15 protein-coding genes are annotated in these 18,277 nt (G+C 73.6%); 5 read left to right on the top strand and 10 right to left on the bottom strand.

Going from position 1 to position 18,277, the window contains the following annotated elements; translation table 11 throughout:
* Positions 1-134: 134 nt before the first annotated feature.
* A complete protein-coding gene (locus ACZ4XX_RS13580) occupies positions 135-581 on the bottom strand; it encodes an ATP-binding protein (protein ID WP_468508094.1) in 447 nt (148 codons plus the stop codon).
* Between the two features lie 115 nt (positions 582-696).
* Positions 697-1,908, bottom strand: a complete 1,212-nt coding sequence (locus ACZ4XX_RS13575) for a PP2C family protein-serine/threonine phosphatase (protein WP_468508093.1) — start codon at positions 1,906-1,908, stop codon at positions 697-699.
* Positions 1,909-2,015: 107 nt separating this feature from the next.
* On the opposite strand from ACZ4XX_RS13575, the gene ACZ4XX_RS13570 reads away from it, so the two are divergent.
* On the top strand, positions 2,016-2,528 hold the full coding sequence (locus ACZ4XX_RS13570) for a MarR family winged helix-turn-helix transcriptional regulator (protein ID WP_468508092.1): 513 nt from the start codon (positions 2,016-2,018) through the stop codon (positions 2,526-2,528).
* Positions 2,529-2,662: 134 nt separating this feature from the next.
* Here ACZ4XX_RS13570 and ACZ4XX_RS13565 read toward each other — a convergent pair whose 3' ends face one another.
* The 4 genes from ACZ4XX_RS13565 to ACZ4XX_RS13550 form a co-directional block, all read right to left on the bottom strand.
* Positions 2,663-3,823 (bottom strand): PP2C family protein-serine/threonine phosphatase, encoded by a 1,161-nt coding sequence (locus ACZ4XX_RS13565; RefSeq protein WP_468508091.1) that lies wholly within the window; start codon positions 3,821-3,823, stop codon positions 2,663-2,665.
* A gap of 67 nt (positions 3,824-3,890) precedes the next feature.
* Positions 3,891-4,259 carry an STAS domain-containing protein gene (locus tag ACZ4XX_RS13560; protein ID WP_468508090.1) on the bottom strand — a complete coding sequence of 123 codons (369 nt, stop codon included), beginning with the start codon at positions 4,257-4,259 and terminating at the stop codon, positions 3,891-3,893.
* A gap of 52 nt (positions 4,260-4,311) precedes the next feature.
* Positions 4,312-6,768 (bottom strand): SpoIIE family protein phosphatase, encoded by a 2,457-nt coding sequence (locus ACZ4XX_RS13555; RefSeq protein ID WP_468508089.1) that lies wholly within the window; start codon positions 6,766-6,768, stop codon positions 4,312-4,314.
* 115 nt (positions 6,769-6,883) lie between these two features.
* A complete protein-coding gene (locus ACZ4XX_RS13550; protein ID WP_468508088.1) occupies positions 6,884-10,912 on the bottom strand; it encodes a HAMP domain-containing protein in 4,029 nt (1,342 codons plus the stop codon).
* Positions 10,913-11,194: 282 nt separating this feature from the next.
* On the opposite strand from ACZ4XX_RS13550, the gene ACZ4XX_RS13545 reads away from it, so the two are divergent.
* Entirely contained in the window at positions 11,195-11,422 is a 228-nt protein-coding gene (locus ACZ4XX_RS13545; protein WP_468508087.1) for a DUF5133 domain-containing protein, read from the top strand.
* Positions 11,423-11,486: 64 nt separating this feature from the next.
* Here ACZ4XX_RS13545 and ACZ4XX_RS13540 read toward each other — a convergent pair whose 3' ends face one another.
* Positions 11,487-11,648, bottom strand: a complete 162-nt coding sequence (locus tag ACZ4XX_RS13540; RefSeq protein ID WP_033211473.1) for a DUF5670 family protein — start codon at positions 11,646-11,648, stop codon at positions 11,487-11,489.
* Positions 11,649-11,752: 104 nt separating this feature from the next.
* Positions 11,753-12,124: a hypothetical protein gene (locus tag ACZ4XX_RS13535; protein WP_468508086.1), complete on the bottom strand. Its 372-nt coding sequence runs from the start codon at positions 12,122-12,124 to the stop codon at positions 11,753-11,755.
* A 144-nt stretch (positions 12,125-12,268) separates the two neighbouring features.
* Here ACZ4XX_RS13535 and ACZ4XX_RS13530 point away from each other — a divergent pair, with 144 nt between their 5' ends.
* Positions 12,269-13,861 carry an FMN-binding glutamate synthase family protein gene (locus tag ACZ4XX_RS13530; protein WP_468508085.1) on the top strand — a complete coding sequence of 531 codons (1,593 nt, stop codon included), beginning with the start codon at positions 12,269-12,271 and terminating at the stop codon, positions 13,859-13,861.
* Positions 13,862-13,893: 32 nt separating this feature from the next.
* On the top strand, positions 13,894-15,624 hold the full coding sequence (locus tag ACZ4XX_RS13525; protein ID WP_468508084.1) for a thiamine pyrophosphate-dependent enzyme: 1,731 nt from the start codon (positions 13,894-13,896) through the stop codon (positions 15,622-15,624).
* A 123-nt stretch (positions 15,625-15,747) separates the two neighbouring features.
* On the opposite strand, the gene ACZ4XX_RS13520 is transcribed toward ACZ4XX_RS13525, so the two are convergent.
* On the bottom strand, positions 15,748-16,332 hold the full coding sequence (locus tag ACZ4XX_RS13520; RefSeq protein WP_468508083.1) for a DUF6328 family protein: 585 nt from the start codon (positions 16,330-16,332) through the stop codon (positions 15,748-15,750).
* A 1,153-nt stretch (positions 16,333-17,485) separates the two neighbouring features.
* Here ACZ4XX_RS13520 and ACZ4XX_RS13515 point away from each other — a divergent pair.
* A complete protein-coding gene (locus ACZ4XX_RS13515; RefSeq protein ID WP_468508082.1) occupies positions 17,486-17,770 on the top strand; it encodes a cupin domain-containing protein in 285 nt (94 codons plus the stop codon).
* A gap of 122 nt (positions 17,771-17,892) precedes the next feature.
* On the opposite strand, the gene ACZ4XX_RS13510 is transcribed toward ACZ4XX_RS13515, so the two are convergent.
* Entirely contained in the window at positions 17,893-18,252 is a 360-nt protein-coding gene (locus ACZ4XX_RS13510) for a DUF6193 family natural product biosynthesis protein (protein WP_468508081.1), read from the bottom strand.
* Positions 18,253-18,277: the final 25 nt, after the last annotated feature.

Here is an 18,277-nt window from a genome sequence, read left to right as displayed (position 1 = left end):
CATCCGGCCTTTCCGCGCAGTACCCCCACGATTCCGGCACAGGGGCTTCACGAAAGGCGGTCGGCGCTTCGGCGGGCCGGTGCGGTGCCGGTGCGGCAGCGCGGTCGCCCGTCCTGCGGGTTCGCCGTGTCGGGTCACTCCGACCGGAGGGAGAGGCGGGCGCGGACCCGCTTCCCTCCGGGGGCGGGCTCCACCGTGAGGCTCTCGCAGACGGCGACCACGATCTCGACGCCGTGCTGACCGATGCGGCGGGGGTCGTGTCCGCGGGGCACGGGGGCGGCGGCCTCCCGGTCGAAGACCGAGATCTCCAGGGTGTCCCGGCCCAGTTCCAGGTGGAGCCGGCAGGGGCCGGCCGTGTGACGGATCGCGTTGGTGACCAGTTCGCTGACCACGAGCTGTGCGAGTTCGACGCGCTCGTCCCCGACAGGTCCGGGCAGCACGGCCGGGGCGGCCGCGAGGAAGTCGGCCGTGAAGGCGCGGGCGGCCGCGATCGCCCCGCCGCCGGAACCGTCGTCGTAGACGGCCCCCGCGGACAGCAGAGGCTCCGGCACCGCGCGCTCCGCGGTGATCGCGTCCGTCATGGCGCTCGTACTCCCCTCGTCCGGATGGGTCGGCGGCTGGGCTCCTCGTACCCGCCTTTCCCCTCTTCACGGTTCCCACACCGCCCGCACCTCGGATCGCACCCCCGACCGTGCGTCAAGGAGACCTCGGCGGCGTCGGCGCGAGCTCCCCGTGCCGCCCCGTGTCCGGTGTGCCGGCCTCGTGGCCGTGCCAGTCGAGACAGAGTACGAGGACGGCGTCCGGCACGCCATGCGATCCCCCGCGCAGCGCCCGTACGACGGCCCGGGGGACGTCCGCGCCCTGCGGGCGGCCGCCGTCGGCGAGGGCGCGGGCGACGGGACCGTCCGGCTCCTCGTGCTCCCCGCCGGCCCCCGGCTCCCCGGACCCGTGGGCGACGAAGACCAGGCGGTCGCCGCGCAGGAGGCGCAGGCGCTGGGTGGCGTAGACGGTGTCCTCGAACATGCCCAGGGGCAGTTGGCGGTCGAGTTCGATGCGCTCGGTCACGGTGGAGCGGATGCGCCAGAGCGTCGGCGACCCGGCGTCCACCACCTCGGCCTCGCCGGTGGTCAGGTCGAGCCGGAGCAGCAGAGCCGCGAGCGGGTGCTTCCCCCGGTACTGCCCGTAGAGGGCCTGGTCGGTGAGGCTGGCCTGCGTCACCAGGTCGAGTCCGGCCCGCCGGGCGTTGCGGATCGCCATCAGGGCGAGGGTGCTCGCCAGGGCGGCGGGTGTGCCGGGCCCGGCGCCGTCGGCGACGACGATCAGCAGGTCCCGTTCGGTCGTGCTCCAGTCCAGGAGGTGGCCTCCGGAGGTGTAGGCGGGCTCCCAGTGGGCGTGGAGGTCGAAGGCCGGTCCGGTGCAGGCCCGGCCCGGCAGGGTGTCCCACTGCATCTCCCCCGCGACGCTGAGGGCGCGCGTCCTGCGGGTGCGACGGTAGAGGTCGGTGTGACGGTCGGCGACACGCAGGGCGTGTCCGAGGGTCTCGGCGACCCGGGCGAGGCCGGCGGTGGTCTCCGGGGTGGACCGGTGCGCGGGCAGGACGACGACCAGGACGCCGAACCGGTCGCCACGGACCGTGACGGGAAGGTAAACGGTCGCCGTGAGCCCGACATCACGGAAAAGATATGGTTGCTGGGTGCGCAGGACGCGGCCGGCGGGGCCCTCGTCCACGGGCGCGTGCAGCATCCCGGCAGGTGTCTGCACGGGCTCCACGGGGCGCAGGGTCGTGAATCCGTAGTCGACGAGCAGCAGGTCGGCGGAGGTGGCGGCGTACAGGTGCGCGAGACTGGTACGGAGGGAGTCCAGGAGGAGGTGCGGTGCCGCCCCGCGCAGTGCGCCTTCCACTGTCACGTGTCGATCCACCTGATCCGTACCGCCTTCTGGAGAGATGTGGAGATGACCGGTCCGTCGCAAGGCCGATGCCCCCGGCCCCGGACGTCCGAGGAGTGTCGGCAGGCATGAACAGCAACCCCGCCCCGTCGCCGCGGGAACCGCAGCGGACGGCCGAGGCCGCCCGGGAGCTCATCGAGCTGCTGGAGGTGCTGTGGGAACGCGGCCGGGACATGGTGTCGTCGACACCGGTCTCGGCGAGTCAGCTGCGTGTGTTGTACAGCCTGGACCGCGAGGAGGGCATCAACCTGCGCACCCTGGGGGAACTGCTCGGCTCCGCACCGCCCTCGGTGAGCCGCATGTGCGACCGGCTGGAGGCGCTGGGCTTCGTGCAGCGGCTGCCAAGCCCGGTGAGCCGGAGGCAGCTGGAGCTGCACCTGACCGTGCACGGGAAGGCGTACCTGCGGGACCTGCGGGCCCAGCGCGAGGAGGCCCTGCTCGCGGTCATCGCGGCCATGTCGCCGACGAGCCGCAAGGCGCTGCTGCGGGGGCTCAGCGGGTTCCACGAGGCCGTGGGAGGGGGCGGAACGGCCGCCTCGTCAGCGGCGCGCACGCCGCTGAAGGACGTCAGTTCGGCCTGATCCCCGCGCGCAGCCGGCTCCGGCCGGGCGCGCACCCCATGTCCTCATGGCCACCTCTGGTCGTCCTTGACGGCGTTCTTCCGGGCACCCTGCCGGGTGTTGCCCCAAGGATACAGTTGCCACACGACAACTGTTCACACGGTGCCGTGCCAGTCGAGGCAGACGACCAGGGCGTCGTCCTCCAGCACGCCGGCGCCGTGGTGGACGGCGAGTTCGCGGAGCACCGCCTGCGGCACGTGTGTGGGCGGCAGCAGGCGCGTCCCCCGCAGCGCGCGGGCCAGCGCCCGGTCCCCGTAGCTCTCCCCGGCGGGCGAGACGGCGGCGTACACGCCGTCGCTGCCGAACAGCAGCCGGTCGCCCGGCCGCACGGCGAACCGCTCGGTGACGTACACGGTGTCCTCGAACATGCCGAGGGGCAGCTGCGCCTCGAAGCCGATGGGCTCCACCGTCTGCCCCCGCTGCCGCCACAGTCGGGGCGAACCCGCGTCCACGGCCTCCACCTCGCCCGTGGCCAGGTCGAAGCAGAGCAGCAGCACGGACACGAAGGCCCCGCCCCGGTACTGGGCGTACACGGCCTGGTCGGCCAGCGCGGCCTGGTCCACCAGCGGGAGACCGGCCCGGCGGGCGTTGCGCAGCGCGTTGATCGCGAGGTTCGTCAGCAGGGCGGCCTCGATGCCCTCCCCCATGCCGTTGGTGACCGTCAGGGTCAGCCGGCCGTCCGAGACCGACCAGTCGTAGTTGTCGCCGAAGATGGCGTAGGCGGGCTCCAGATGGGCGGCGAGGGCGAACTCGGGACGGGAACAGGAACGGCCGGGCAGGAGCTGCCACTGCATCTCCGCCGCGAGCGTGAGCCGCGTCGCACGCCGGGCCAGGACGTACAGATCCGTGTCGCGCTCGGCCACCAGGATCTCGTGGCCCAGCGCCTCGCAGACCTGGGCGAGTCCGGGAAGCAGCGTCCCGAGGTCGGCCTCCGGGGGCAGCTCGGCCGTCAGGACCCCGAGCCGGTCCCCCCGGACGGTGACGGGCAGGTGGAGCCGGAGCGCCCCGGAGTCCCGGACGACGTGCGGCTCCTGGGCGCCGAAGGCGCGCCCCTGGGGGCTGTCGTGGATGGGGACCGACGGATCCGCCCCGGAGGCGTGTCCGACGAGCTGGAGCGACCGCAGGCCGTAGTCGGCCAGACGGAGTTCCACCCGCCGCACCCCGCGGTGCTCCCTCAGGGCGTCCTCGACGACGGCCACGAGCTGGTGCGGAGCCGCCCGGCGGAGCGCCTGCTCGATCTCGGCGATCTCGTGCACGGTCTTCCTCTCCCTCTTCCTCTTCCCTGGGCCCGGTCCCGTGCACGGGGGCCGGGCCGCCCGTCCGCTATCTCGCGCCGCCGGCCGCGGCCAGCGCGTCCGCCACACCGTCGTGCGGCGGGATCGTGGTCGTCACGCCGGTGATCTCCAGGATGCGTCGCACGGCCGGGGTCGGCGCGGCGAGATACAGGTCGCCCCCGGCCTCCCGCGCCCTGTTCACCGCTCTGATCAAGAGGTTCAGCCCCGAGGAGTCCATGAAGCAGAGGGCGGACAGGTCCAGCACGAGCCGGCGCCTCCCCTGCCCGAACTGTTCCGTCAGACGGTCCTCGAGCCGGCCGGCCGTCTCCATGTCCAGCTCGCCCCCCACGGTCAGCACGGCCGTGCGGTCGTCGCGGATCTCGACGTCGACATCCAGGTTCGCTTCTCGCTCGGACATGTTCCCTGCTTTCCATGGGGGGTGGGGCCGGTCGTGGGGCGGACGGGCGTGGTCAGGAGACCTGGACACCGATCACGCACGTGTCGTCGTCCGTGTCCGACCTGCTGCGCGCGAGCAGCTCGTCCAGCCGGCGTTCGAGGCTGTCGGACGGCTGCCGGGCGACGGTGAGCAGGTGGGCGACGGAGTCCGGGACGGCGGTGTCCCGTCGCTCGACGAGCCCGTCGGTGTACATCAGCACCGTGTCGCCGGCTTCGAGCCGCAGCTCCGCCTCCTCGTACTCGGCCTCCGCGAGGGCCCCCAGCAGCAGCCCGCTCAGGAGTGGCAGGTCGACCGCCTCGTCCCCGCGGACCAGCACCGGCGGGAGGTGTCCCGCGCGGGCCCAGCGCAGCGTGCGGGTCCCGGGGTCGTAGATGCCGCACACGGCGGTGGCCGTGACATGGGCGGTGAGGTGGTGGGCGACGCTGTTGAGCCAGGACAGCAGTTGCCCCGGGCCCGCGCCCGTGACGGCGAGGCCGCGCAGCGCGTTGCGCAGCACCACCATCCCGGTGGCTGCCTCCACTCCGTGGCCCGCGACGTCCCCGACGCACAGGAGCACCTTCTTGGACGGCAGCACGACCGCGTCGTACCAGTCGCCGCCGACCAGGGACTCGGACTCGGCGGGGCGGTAGCGCACGGCGACGTCGAGTCCCGGCGCGTCGAGCGGCGGCTTGGCCGGCGGCATGATGGCGTGCTGGAGCTGGAGGGTGAGCCGGTTGCGTTCCTCGACCGCCTCCTCCGTCGCCGCCAGCCGGTCGCGGGTGGCCGTGAGGGCCACCTCGGTCCAGTGCTGCGCCGAGATGTCCTGGTAGGCGCCCCGGACGGCCTGGAGGCCGCCGTCGGTGCCCAGGGCGGGTTCGGCGGTCACCCGGATGTGCCGCGTGACGCCGTCGTGGCGGAGCATGCGGAAGGCGGTGGAACCCACCCGCCGCTGGTACAGCACCTTCTGGAGGAAGCGGCGGATGGTGCCGGCGTCGTCGGGGTGGGCGTGCGCGGCGAGGTCGCGCAGGGCGACCGGCGGCTCCGTCGGCCTGCGGCCGAAGAGTTCGAAGAGCTGGCCGTGCCAGGTGATCTCCCCGGCGACGACGTCCTCCTCGAAGGCGCCGACCCGGCCGAGCCGCTGGGCGTGCTGGAGGAGGCTGGCGAGGCGGGCCGACTCGTCCTCGACGCGCCAGATGAGGAGGACGCTCGCGCCGCACCGGCTGATGCTGATGTCGGCGAGCGAGGCGAGCGGCACCTGGTCCACCAGGGCGGTGAGTCGGACCCGGCGGGCGCGGAACGGCTCGCCCGTGGCGTAGACCCGCTCGATCCGGTCGAAGAGTTCGCTCCCGCCCGCGGTCGCCGGGTACGCCTCCAGGAGCAGGACCCCGTCGACGGAGCCGCGGGGCCGCCCGGCCGGGTCCTGGAAGTGCGCGTTGGCGTGCCGGATGCGGAAGTCGACGAGCTTCCCCGCCTCGTCCAGGTGAGGGGTCAGGACGAGGGCGGGGTCGTACAGCCCGTCGGAGAGTTCGGCCAGCGCCGGCGCCCCGTCCCCGCCGGCGACGGGGAAGCCCCCGGGGGATGCCTCGGGCAGCGCCTCCAGGGTGTGGGCGCAGAGCTCGGCGAGGGCCTCGATCTGGCGCTCCACGGCCTGCGGCAGGGGGTCGAGCGGACGGGCCCAGCAGATCTCCAGTACGCCGTGGATGCGGCCGCCGGTCCCGGCGGGGACGACGACGCGGCCGCCGTCGGGATGGCGGGCGCCTCCGATCGAGGGGATGCCCGCGGCCGCCAGTGAGGCGTACCGGACGGTGCGACGCCCGGTGAGCGCCTGGCGGGCCGCGGTGGTCACCCCCGGCGGTACGTAGCGCCAGCGGGCCGCCTCGTCGAGGCCGAAGCCTGCGTGGCCGCGCAGGCTCAGCGAGGTGTCGGGGTCGGTGGTCCAGATCGCCACGGCGACGGCGCCCAGGGGTCCGAGGGCGTGCCTGAGCAGCGACTCGGCGACGGCCTGGGTGTCGCCGGCGCTGAGCGCCGCGCTCTCCGCCGTGCGCAACCGCACCGCGACAGAGGCGGCGGGGGCGTCCGGCTCGCCGACGGCCGTCCGCACGAACTCGTCGGCGACCTCGGCCATCCGGTCCCGGGCCGCCTGGTTGATGATGTCCGCGGCCAGCTCGAGCCGGGACAGTCCGGCCTGGTCGGCGAGCTCCGCGAGCTGGCGGGCCGCCTGGGCGGGGCCGCAGCCGAGGCGCTCGACGATGACGCCCTTGGCGAGTTCGATCAGGGCGCGGCCCTCTGCCGCCGCGTGCGCGGCGCGCACCTCGCCGCGCAGCCGTTCCACCGTGGCGGCCAGCCGGCCGCCGGCGGACGCCTCGGCCGCGGCGACCGCTGCGCCGTCGGCGGGGTACGGGGCGGTGCCGTCGGGGGTCGGGGACACGGCGGTGCCTGCCTCGGGGAGGCCGGCGGACGGGTCTCCGCCCAGGAAGCGGGGGCCGTTCACGTCGACGCCTCCTCGGTCGGGGCGGCCCCGGGGCCGCGGTGCGTACGGAGGCGGGGTGCGCCGGTCCGGCGCTCCCCGGCCGGGCGTGGAGGGCGGGGCGCTCCCGCGGGAAGGGTCACGAGGTGGCCCCGCCGTCGAGCCAGCGGCTGACACAGGCGATCAGTTCGTCGGCGTCGACGGGCTTGGTGACGTAGTCGCTGGCCCCGGCCGCGAGGCTCTTCTCCCGGTCGCCGGGCATGGCCTTCGCGGTGACGGCGATCACGGGGAGGTCCGCGTACTGCGGCAGCTCCCTGATCCGCGCGGTGGCTGTGTAGCCGTCCATCTCCGGCATCATCACGTCCATCAGGACGAGGGCGACGGCCGGGTTCCCCAGGAGCGTCTCGATTCCCTTCCGCCCGTTCTCGGCGTGCAGCACGGTGATGCCGTGCAGCTCGAGGATGCCGCTGAGGGCGTAGAGGTTGCGGGCGTCGTCGTCGACGGCGAGGACGGTCGTGCCGCGCAGGGTGGTGTCGATGGTCCGGGGAGCGGGGGCCCGGTGGTCGCCGCGCACCAGGGGCACGACGTCGCCCGGCTGCTCGGCGGACAGGTGGAGGGTGATCCGCTCGCGCAGCTCGTCGAGGCTGGAGAGGAGTTCCAGCGGGCGGCGGCGTGCGAGGTCCTGGAGGGCGCCCTCCTCGTCGGCGGGGAGCCGGCGGTTGTTGTGGGCGAGGACGGGGACGGTACGCAGCGCCTCGTCGCCGTCCACGGCGTCCAGGAAGCGCAGGGCGTCGCCGTCCGCCATGTCGACGTCGAGCACGACGCAGTGGAACGGCCGGGTGGCGAGCGCGGAGGCGGCCTCCTGCGGGCCGACGACCGCGATCAGTTCGATGTCCGTCCGTTCCGTGTGCCCGCCGTCGGCCGCGAGCTGCGTGACGGCGTTCTCGGCGACGACGCCGAGGAGCCCGCGCGGGCGCTCCTCGATCACGAGGAGGCGCCTGGTCGGCCGGGCGACCGGAGCACCGGGCAGGGAGAGCACGCCGCTGCGGGCCGGTGCCGGGACGGACAGCGCCGCGGTGGGGGCCGTCGGCAGGGCGGCGGGGTCGGGCTGCTCGGTGAAGTCGGTGCGGGTGACGGGGAGGTAGAGGGTGAAGGTGCTGCCCTGGCCGGGGACGCTCGTGACCGTCAGGGCGCCGCCGAGCAGATACGCGATCTCACGGCTGATGGAGAGGCCCAGGCCGGTTCCGCCGTACTTGCGGTTGGTGGTCCCGTCGGCCTGCTGGAAGGCTCCGAAGATGGCATCCAGGTTCTCGGGGGCGATGCCGATGCCGGTGTCGGTGACGCGGAAGGCGACGACGGGGCCGCCGCGATGGACGGACACGGGCAGCTCGTCGTCCGAGGCCGGTTCGATGCGCAGCTCGACGCTGCCGTGCTCGGTGAACTTGACCGCGTTCGACAGCAGGTTGCGCAGCACCTGCCGGAGCCGCGAGTCGTCGGTGACGAGGTCGACGGGGACGCCGGCCGCGGTGGAGACCGCGAAGGCGAGGCTCTGCTGCGAGGTGAGCGGGCGGAAGGTGGCCTCGACGTATTCGAGGAGCCTGCGCAGGGGTACGCGTTCCGGGTTGAGGTCCATCTTCCCGGCCTCCACCTTGGACAGGTCGAGGATGTCGTTGATGAGCTGGAGCAGGTCGGATCCGGCCGAGTGGATGATGCCGGCGTACTCGACCTGCTTGGCCGTGAGGTTGCGGGTCGGGTTCTGGGCCAGCAGCTGGGCCAGGATCAGCAGGCTGTTGAGCGGGGTGCGCAGTTCGTGGCTCATGTTGGCCAGGAACTCCGACTTGTACGTGGAGGCGAGGGCGAGCTGCTGGGCGCGGTCCTCGAGTTCCTGCCGGGCCTGCTCGATCTGGAGGTTCTTGGCCTCGATGTCGCGGTTCTGCGTGACGAGCAGGGCCGCCTTCTCCTCCAGCTCGGCGTTGGAGAGCTGGAGTTCCTCCTGTCGCACCTGGAGTTCCTCGGTGCGCGAGCGGAGTTCGCCGGCCAGCCGCTGGGACTCGTCGAGGAGTTCGTCGGTGCGGGCGTTGGCGACGATGGTGCTGAGGTTGACGCCGACGGTCTCCATGAGCTGTTCCAGGAAGTCCCGGTGCACGGAGGTGAAGGGGCTGAAGGACATCAGCTCGATGACTCCGAGCACCTGCTCCTCGACGACGACCGGCAGCACGACGAGGCTGCCGCGGGCCGTGCTGCCGAGTCCCGAGGAGATCGTGACGTAGTCGCCGGGTACGTTCTCGGCGGCGATGGTGCGGCGGCTGCGGGCGGCCTGTCCGACGAGCGACTCGCCCAGCCGGAAGCGGGCCCGGCCCTGGTCGCCGGCGGGGCGTCCGTAGGAGCCGACGAGGCCCAGCTCGACGCCGGCCGCGCCTTCCTCCGCGAGGTAGAACGCGCCGTACTGGGCGGCGACGAGCGGGGTCAGCTCGTCCATGACGAGTTCGGCGACGACGGCCAGGTCGCGATGGCCCTGCATCAGCGCGGACATCCGGGCCAGACTGGACTTGAGCCAGTCCTGCTCCAGGTTGGCCCGTGTCGTCTCGCGCAGTGAGCCGACCATGGCGTTGATGTTGTCCTTGAGCTCGGCCACCTCGCCCGACGCCTCGACGGTGATCGAGCGGGTGAGGTCGCCCTCGGCGACGGCGCTCGCGACCTCGGCGATGGCGCGGACCTGCCGGGTGAGGTTGCCCGCCAGCTCGTTGACGTTCTCGGTCAAACGCTTCCAGGTCCCCGAGACCCCCTCGACCTCGGCCTGCCCGCCGAGCCGGCCCTCGCTGCCGACCTCGCGGGCCACCCGGGTCACCTCGGCCGCGAACGCGGACAGCTGGTCGACCATCGTGTTGATGGTCGTCTTCAGCTCCAGGATCTCGCCCCGGGCGTCGACGTCGATCTTCTTGGAGAGGTCTCCGTTGGCGACGGCGGTGGTGACCTGGGCGATGTTCCGGACCTGTCCGGTCAGGTTGTTCGCCATGGAGTTGACGTTGTCGGTGAGGTCCTTCCAGGTGCCGGCCACGTTCGGCACCCGGGCCTGGCCGCCGAGCCTGCCCTCGGTACCGACCTCGCGGGCGACCCGGGTCACCTCGTCGGCGAAGGCCGACAGGGTGTCCACCATGGTGTTGATGGTGTCGGCGAGGGCGGCCACCTCGCCCTTGGCCTCCACGGTGATCCGGCGGGACAGGTCGCCGCGGGCCACGGCGGTGGCCACCTGGGCGATCGAACGCACCTGCCCGGTGAGGTTGGACGCCATCACGTTGACGTTGTCGGTCAGGTCCTTCCAGGTGCCCGAGGCGCCCCGGACGGTGGCCTGGCCGCCGAGGTTGCCCTCGGTGCCGACCTCGCGGGCCACCCGGGTCACCTCGTCGGCGAAGGCCGAGAGCTGGTCGACCATCGTGTTGATGGTCGTCTTCAGCTCCAGGATCTCGCCCCGGGCGTCCACGTCGACCTTCTTCGACAGGTCCCCGCCCGCGACGGCGGTGGCGACGTGGGCGATCGCCCGCACCTGCGCGGTGAGGTTCCCCGCCATCGAGTTGACGGAGTCGGTCAGGTCACGCCAGGTGCCGGAGACGCCCTTCACGTCGGCCTGTCCCCCGAGGATGCCCTCGGTGCCCACGTCACGGGCCATGCGCGTGACCTCGTCGGCGAAGGCGGAGAGCTGGTCGACCATCGTGTTGATGGTGTTCTTCAGCTCCAGGATCTCGCCGCGGGCGTCCACGTCGATCTTCTGGGACAGGTCGCCCTTGGCGACCGCCGTGGCCACATGGGCGATGTCCCGGACCTGGGTGGTGAGGTTGCCGGCCATCGCGTTCACCGAGTCGGTCAGATCGGCCCAGGTGCCGGAGACGCCGGGCACGGCGGCCTGCCCCCCGAGCGTCCCCTCCGTGCCGACCTCCCGCGCCACCCGCGTCACCTCGGAGGTGAACAGGGACAGCTGGTCGACCATCCCGTTGAACACCCGGGAGATCTCGCCCATCAGCCCGCCCGCCTCGTCCGGCAGACGGGTGCCGAAGTCGCCGTCCCGCACCGCCGTGAGCCCGGCCAGGAGCTGGCGGAGTTCAGGCTCGACCACTGCGGCCGGTCCGGGGTGCTCCGGGCCTGAGGAGCCCTCGATCGTCATCTCAGACATGCCCCATCCTCGTTCCCCACCAACCTGTCGCACACGGACCGTACGGCCCGCGCCGTGTGCCGGACGTCCGCTCCCCCGGGACGGCGCCGGCTGCCTCGATCGTTGCCGTACGGCAATCATGACGACACTACCCCTCCGTGATCGACAAGAGGAGGGCGGTGCCGGGTCATACGGCCTGAACCCGCCCTCCCCGGCCCCGGGCGGCGGGCATACGCCCTCGCGAACGGGGTACACGCGCGTGGAACCGGGCGGTCCCCGCCCCGACGACGAGGGGAGCAGTACGTGTTGATGGCCCATCCCGTGGTCCTGCGCAATCTCATCGAGCAGTACGAGACGCTCAAAGTGCTCCGGGCGGAGAACGGCGGCGAAGAGGTACGGCGCCGCATGGACGACCTCGCGTACACGCTGTGCGTCTCCACCGGCACACGTGACGTGGACGCGGCGCTGATCGCGGCCCGCCATCGACTGCCCGGCGCGCGCCCCGAGGACGACTCGGCGCTGAGCGCCTGAGCACACGACCGAGCCCGGCCCTCCCTGACGGAGGTGCCGGGCTCTGTCACGCCGTGGCGGCTGCCTACCAGCGGTACCAGCGGCCCGTGCCGCCCTTCGGCCGGGCCACGAAGCCCAGCAGCCACAGGACGAGCACGATGACGGCGATCCACCAGAGCGCCTTGACCGCGAAGCCGGCGCCGAAGAGGAGCAGGACGAGCAGCAGTACGAGAAGCAGGGGGACCATGCGTATCGACCTCCGTAAGGAAGGGTGACGGTCAGGAACAGGAGCGGCCGGACGGCGTGCGGAGCGCGCCGGCCTCCGGCCGGGGGGCGGGAGGGTCCGCCCGCTCAGCGGCGGCGTGCGAGCAGCAGCGCCAGTGGGCCGAGGTCGCGCCGCGCGGCCAGGCTCCCGGCCCGACGTCCCCGCCCGTACGCGAGGGCGAGCGCGGCCGCCGTGGCCGCGGCGGCACCGGCCGTCACGGTCGGGTGGGCACGCGCGGCGGCCCGCAGCTCGCTCCCGGCGCCGCGGGCCCGGTACGCCGCCGCGCGGGCCTTCTCGGCGAACGGGGCCGGAAGAGCGCCCGACTCCCCGAGGTTCGCCGGCTCGTACCTCGCGTCCACGTCGGGGTCGTCCACCCGCGTCGGACCGGGGTGGTCCGGGACGGCGTAGGGGCCGGTCCAGGGGAACTGGTTCCGTTCGCTCTTCTCCGAAGCACTCATGCGCACCGTCTGGCCGGACTCCCGCAGGCTAAACCTGGCGGGCCCGCGGCCGGCCCGACCGCCCCGCCCGCGTCCGGCCGGACCCGCCCCGCCCGCTTCCCCCGTGCGCACATGACCGCCGCCGTCCGGGACAGACGGCCGTCCATGGTGACGTCACTGCTCGTGGTCTGCCCCGTCCTCGCCGCGCTCGGCACCGGCCTCGCGGCCGTCCTGGTGTCCCCGTGGTGGTGGTGCGCGGCCGGGCCCGCCCTCCTGCTCGCCGCGGTCGCGTCGTACGACGTCGTCCAGCGGCGCCACTCGATCCTGCGCAACTACCCGCTCCTCGGGCACCTGCGGTTCGCGATGGAGGCGATCCGCCCCGAGGTGCAGCAGTACTTCGTGGAAGGGAACGTCGACGGCGTGCCCTTCGACCGGGACACCCGGTCCATCGTGTACGAGCGGGCGAAGGGGACGGACGCAGAGGACCCCTTCGGCACGGAGCTGGAGCTGGACCGGACCGGCACCGAGTACCTGGTCCCCTCCATGGCCCCGCGCCCGGTGCCGGACGACCTGCCCCGGGTCCGGATCGGAGGCCCCGCCTGCGCCCGGCCCTACGACATGGCCCTGCTCAACGTGTCGGCGATGAGCTTCGGCTCCCTGTCGGGGCGGGCGATCCGCGCCCTGAACAAGGGCGCGCGGCGCGGCGGCTTCGCCCACGACACCGGCGAGGGCGGGATATCGGAACACCATCTCGCCCCGGGCGGCGACCTCGTCTGGGAGATCGGGACGGGGTACTTCGGCTGTCGTGCCGAGGACGGCGGGTTCGACCCGCGGCGGTTCGCCGAGAAGGCCGCCCTCGACCAGGTCGCCTGCGTCCTGCTGAAGATCAGCCAGGGCGCGAAGCCCGGCATCGGAGGCGTGCTGCCCGGCTCCAAGGTCGGCCGGGAGATCGCCGCGGTCCGCGGCGTCCCCGAGGGCCGCACGGTGATCTCCCCGCCGTACCACCGCGTCTACCGGACCCCGCGGGAGCTGGTGCGCTTCCTCGGCCGGATGCGGGAGCTCTCCGGCGGCAAACCGGTCGGCTTCAAGCTGTGCGTGGGAGCACGCCGCGACTTCCTCGCCGTCTGCAAGGCGATGCTGGAGGAGGACCTCACGCCCGACTTCATCGTCGTCGACGGGGCGGAGGGCGGCACGGGCGCCGCCCCGCTGGAGTTCGCGGACACCGTCGGCCTGCCCCTCACCGAGGGCCTGACCACGGTGCACCGGGCCCTCGTCGGCACGGGGCTGCGCGACCGGATCCGGATCGGCGCCTCCGGCAAGATCGCCACCGGGGGCGACATCGTCAAGCGGCTGATCCAGGGCGCCGACTACACCAACTCCGCCCGGGCCATGATGTTCGCGCTCGGGTGCATCCAGGCCCAGCGCTGTCACACCAACACCTGCCCCGTCGGCGTCGCCACCCAGGACCCCCGGCGCGCCCGCGCCCTCGACGTCGGGGACAAGGCGCACCGCGTCCGCCGCTTCCAGGAGGCGACCGTCCGCAGCGCCCTGCAGCTCATGGCCGCCATGGGCGCCGGCGGCCCCGAGGAGCTGGGGCCCGGCATGCTCCTGCGCCGGGTCGGACCGGACGCCGTGCGATCCCACGCCGAGCTGTACGAACCGCTCGAACCCGGCATGCTCCTGTCGCCCGCTTCGGTTCCGGACGCGTGGGCAGGCGACTGGAAGGCAGCTCATCCGGACCGGTTCACCCTTCGGTGAACCGGTCGACGTCCACAGTGAAGGGAGACACCATGACTCGTACCGTCGCACAGGTGATCGTCGACGGCCTCGCGGACCTCGGTGTCGGCCACGTCTTCGGCGTGGTCGGCGACGCGCTCAACCCGATCACCGACGCCATCCGGACCACCGAGGGCATCGACTGGACCGGCTTCCGCCACGAGGAGGCGGCGGCCTTCGCCGCCGGGGCGCGCGCCCAGCTCTCCGGCGAGCCGGCCGTCTGCATGGGCACCGTGGGCCCGGGCTCGGTGCACCTGCTCAACGGACTGTACGACGCGGCCAAGAGCGGGGCGCCGGTCCTGGCTATCTGCGGACAGGTGCCGCTGTCGGAGATGGGCGGGGACTACTTCCAGGAGGTCGACAACGACCTCCTCTTCCGGGACGTGGCCGTGTACCGGGCCACCGTGACCTCCCCCGACCAGATGCCCCGGCTGCTGGAGTCGGCGGTGCGGGCAGCCGTGACCGGGCGGGGCGTGGCGGTGCTCACCGTCCCCGGCGACCTCGGTGACCGGGAGGTCGAGGAGGACCGGCCGACGCGGTTCGCGCTGCCGCGCCCCTCCGTCACGCGTCCCGACGACCCGGCGCTCGCCGAGGCAGCCGAGGCGATCGCCCGGGGCTCACGGGTCACCCTCCTGGTCGGGCGCGGCGCCCGGGAGGCCCGCGAGGAGGTGCTGCGCGCCGCCGAGCTCCTCTCGGCCCCGATGGTGCTGACCCTGAAGGGCAAGGAGGGCTTCGAGGACGACAACCCGTACGAGGTCGGCCAGACCGGCCTCATCGGCAACCCGGCCGCGGCCCACGCCATGGACGCCTGCGACACGCTGATCATGCTGGGGACGGACTTCCCCTACCGGGACTGGTATCCGGAGGACTGCCGGGTCGTGCAGATCGACACCCGCGAGGAGCACCTCGGCCGCCGCGTCCCCGTGGACGTCGGACTCGCCGGAGACGTGGGTGCGACGCTGCGGGCCCTGCTGCCGCTGCTGGCGCCCGTCCCGTCGCGCTCCCACCTCGACGAGGCCCGTGAGCGGTACGCGGACTGGCAGGAGGGCCAGGCGGACCTCGCCGACCCCGCCCACGACAAGCGGCTGCTGGGGCGGGTGCGGGCCATGTTCGACAACCGGGACGCGGACATCCGACCCGAGGCCCTCGCGGCCGCCGTCGACCGCCACGCCGCCGACGACGCGATCTTCACCTCGGACACCGGGATGGCGACCGTGTGGCTCTCGCGGTTCGTGCGGATGCGCGGCACCCGCCGGCTGATCGGCTCGTACAACCTCGGCTCCATGGCCAACGCGATGCCCCAGGCCATCGGGGCGCAGCTGTGGGCGCCGGACCGGCAGGTGGTGGCCTTCTGCGGCGACGGCGGCCTCGGCATGCTGCTCGGCGACCTGATGACCATCCGCTCCGAACGGCTGCCGGTCAAGCTCGTCGTCTTCGACAACCGCCGCCTCGGCATGGTCAAGCTGGAGCAGGAGCAGGCGGGGCTTCCCGAGTTCGGGACGGTGCTCGACAACCCCGACTTCGCCGCGGTGGCCGAGGCGCTCGGGCTGACCGGCATCCGCGTCACCGCGCCGGGCGAGCTGGACGAGGCCGTACGCAAGGCGCTCGCCCTTCCCGGCCCGGTCCTCCTCGACGTGCTGACCAATCCGGCGGAGGTGGCCGTGCCGGGCAGGCCGACGGTGTCGCAGGGGTGGGGTTTCGCCATCGCCAAGATCAAGGAGAACCTTCCCTCCGGTGCGCGCTGAGCGGTGATCCGGCGGACGAGGGGCCTGGTCCGGGACTGAGGGGCGGCCCGCCATCCGGCGGTCCGCCCCTCAGTCGGCTCATTGGATTCCTCGGGCCCGTGGGCTCCTCGGGTCGTTCTCCGGTCAGCTTCCGTCGGCGTAGTGGGTGCGGACCCACAGGGGCAGGGCGAACCAGCAGATCAGGTACCAGACGAGGACGCCGGAGACCAGCCAGGGCACGTACGGGTCGTGCGTCGCCACCCTCAGGATGAGGAACAGGGCGGCTGTCAGCGTCGCGAGCAGCAGCAGGATGCCGGTGAAGGTGAGCCGGGAGGCCCAGACGACGGCCTGGGGCTTGACCCGCCGCCCCGACACGATCCGGTGGAAGGAGACGGGGCCGATCAGCGCGCCCGTCGACAGCGAGCCGAGGACGACGGTCACCAGGTAGATCGTCCTGTCGGTCTGCTCCAGGTCGTGGAAGAGCGGGGTGAACGCCACGGTGAGGAGGAAGCCGAGGAGGATCTGGACGCCGGTCTGGGCGACCCGTATCTCCTGCAGGAGCTCCTGCCAGCGCCGGTCCGCGCGCTCCTCCTCCGTCTCGCCGCGACCGTCCGTGCCGCTGCCGGTGCCGGTGCCGGTGCCGGTGCCGGTGCCAGGCTCCCGGGGGTTCGCGCCGCGCTGCGCCTCATTCGGCTCGCCCTCCGGCGTACCGCCGTTTCGTTCGTCCATGAAGATCCTCCTCTGAAGCACGGGGGGAGCGCGCCCGCACCACTCCGGTCCGGTGGCGCTCCGCCCCTGTCGGATGCGGACGGCGCTGACACCCCGCACCGCGCGGGCGGCTCGGCGGGCCGCGGGGGCGGTGCGGGGCGCGCGCCGGGGTCTCGGAGCCCGGCGGGCCTGCGGCTCGACCGGCCGGGGCCTGCGCGGCGGAAGCCCCCGTCGAACTCGGGGGCTTCCGTCCGGCGCGGCACGGTGCGGAGTCAGGCCCGCAGGGTGCCGGCCGTTCGCGGGGGCGCGTGGTGCTGCCACCGTCCGCGCCGGAGGGCGGCCGGCCGTCGGGCGTGGTACGGCCGCCGTTCGCGCCGGGGCGCAGCCCGCAGTCGCCGGCCGGCCGCCCGTGGTAGCCGGGGCCCGGGCCGTCGGCCCGTCACTTCAGCCTCTCCTGTCCCTCTTGCCCCTCCTGCCCGTCCCGTCCGCGCGGCGCGTCGGGGGTCACGGCGGGAGCGTACGTGCGGCTCTCCCCGCTCCGGCCCGAGGCACTGGGGCCTTCGGACGGAACTGCGGCGTCCGGCGGCCGCGACGGCGGCGTCACTGGAGACCGGGTCGGGCGACGAGGCGGGCGGAACGGTGCCACGAGATCCGCCGCGGCGCACGGAACCACACGGACGAGGACTCGGGTCGGGTTCGACATGAGCGCCTCCTGGGTGGGTTCCGCGGGCCGGCTGCCCGTCCCCTGATTCCGTTGCACACCTGTTCGCCTTGCCGCTCTTCCCGTCGTCAAACCCGGAGGCTTCGGAGAGGCCGCTCCACGGTCCGGCCCGCCGGGGAACGTCGTCCCAGGGCATCGTCCCAGGGCGTCGTCCCAGGGCGTCGTCCCGGGCGTCGTCCCGGGGCGGCTCGGGGCGACATGCGTGCGGCCCGCACCTCCACAGGGGTGCGGGCCGCGCGCGGTGCCGCCGACCCACGGCAAGGGGGGAACCGTGGATCGTCCGGCATGAGCGTGTCCCTCGCTCGACTCCCGCCTGCCCCGTCGGCCGGGACCCATGCCACCCCGATCCGGTTTCGCCCGGAGCGCACCTGGGCGGCTAACCTGCCGCCCAGGTGCGCCGACGGCTCCGCTCCCCCGGCGCCCGGAGACGACGACGCCGAAAGGAGCGCCCCCGTGACCACCACGGCCCGCGCGAACATACAGCACGAGGACGACCGGACCCGTGTGACCCGCTGGGACTTCGAACCCGGTCAGTCCACCGGCCGCCACGTCCACGCGTACGACTACGTCGTCGTCCCGGTCACCGACGGGCGGACGCGGGTGATCGGCGCCGATGGCACGGTCGGCGTCTCCGAGCTCCGGGCGGGCCAGTCATACGCCCGCCCGGCCGGCGGCGAACACGAGGTCGTCAACGCGGGGACCGCCGCGCTGGCGTTCGTCGAGATCGAGCTGAAGTAGCCCACCACCCCGGTCGGTCCCGCCCCGGGGCGCGGATCCCGGACGCCACGCCGGGTGGATCCGCCGCAGGGCGCCCGACGCGCCTCACAGATCGTCCGGAGTGCCGTCGGCGCGCGCGGGCTTCACCCGGCGGCCGGGCCCTCGTCGTCCGGGAGGCTCGTCACGACGAGGGCGAAAGCCTCCCCGAACGTGGCCACTCCCAGGGGGCCCCGGATCAAGAACCCACCGGCCTCCATCTTGTACACGTACCCTCCCACCGGTGAGGCGTCGGGGCCCGCGTCCGTCTTGAAGAAGATCACGCCGTGACTGACGCCGGGGTACAGGGCCCGGAGCCGGGGCTCGGCGTACGCCGCCCGCACCATGGCCGGGTCCACGAAACCCTCCCCCTCCTCCAGCAGTCGCCTCCACTGCTCCGCGACCGCAGCCGCCGGATCCTGAAACTCCTCATGGTCCGCCATGGGACAACACCCCTTCTCGTTCATCAACGCACCCGCCGAGCCTGGATCT

Source organism: Streptomyces sp. NPDC029956 (genome assembly GCF_055574655.1).
The sequence above is the reverse complement of the archived record's forward strand: the minus strand, read 5'-3'. Positions and strand labels throughout refer to the sequence as shown.

Excerpts from the sequence above, each read along its gene's own strand:
- ACZ4XX_RS13580 (WP_468508094.1), bottom strand. The coding sequence starts at position 581 with ATGACGGACGCGATCACCGCGGAGCGCGCGGTGCCGGAGCCTCTGCTG.
- ACZ4XX_RS13570 (WP_468508092.1), top strand. The coding sequence starts at position 2,016 with ATGAACAGCAACCCCGCCCCGTCGCCGCGGGAACCGCAGCGGACGGCC.
- ACZ4XX_RS13560 (WP_468508090.1), bottom strand. The coding sequence starts at position 4,259 with ATGTCCGAGCGAGAAGCGAACCTGGATGTCGACGTCGAGATCCGCGAC.
- ACZ4XX_RS13550 (WP_468508088.1), bottom strand. The coding sequence starts at position 10,912 with ATGTCTGAGATGACGATCGAGGGCTCCTCAGGCCCGGAGCACCCCGGA.
- ACZ4XX_RS13540 (WP_033211473.1), bottom strand. The coding sequence starts at position 11,648 with ATGGTCCCCCTGCTTCTCGTACTGCTGCTCGTCCTGCTCCTCTTCGGC.
- ACZ4XX_RS13535 (WP_468508086.1), bottom strand. The coding sequence starts at position 12,124 with ATGAGTGCTTCGGAGAAGAGCGAACGGAACCAGTTCCCCTGGACCGGC.
- ACZ4XX_RS13530 (WP_468508085.1), top strand. The coding sequence starts at position 12,269 with ATGGTGACGTCACTGCTCGTGGTCTGCCCCGTCCTCGCCGCGCTCGGC.
- ACZ4XX_RS13525 (WP_468508084.1), top strand. The coding sequence starts at position 13,894 with ATGACTCGTACCGTCGCACAGGTGATCGTCGACGGCCTCGCGGACCTC.
- ACZ4XX_RS13520 (WP_468508083.1), bottom strand. The coding sequence starts at position 16,332 with ATGGACGAACGAAACGGCGGTACGCCGGAGGGCGAGCCGAATGAGGCG.
- ACZ4XX_RS13510 (WP_468508081.1), bottom strand. The coding sequence starts at position 18,252 with ATGAACGAGAAGGGGTGTTGTCCCATGGCGGACCATGAGGAGTTTCAG.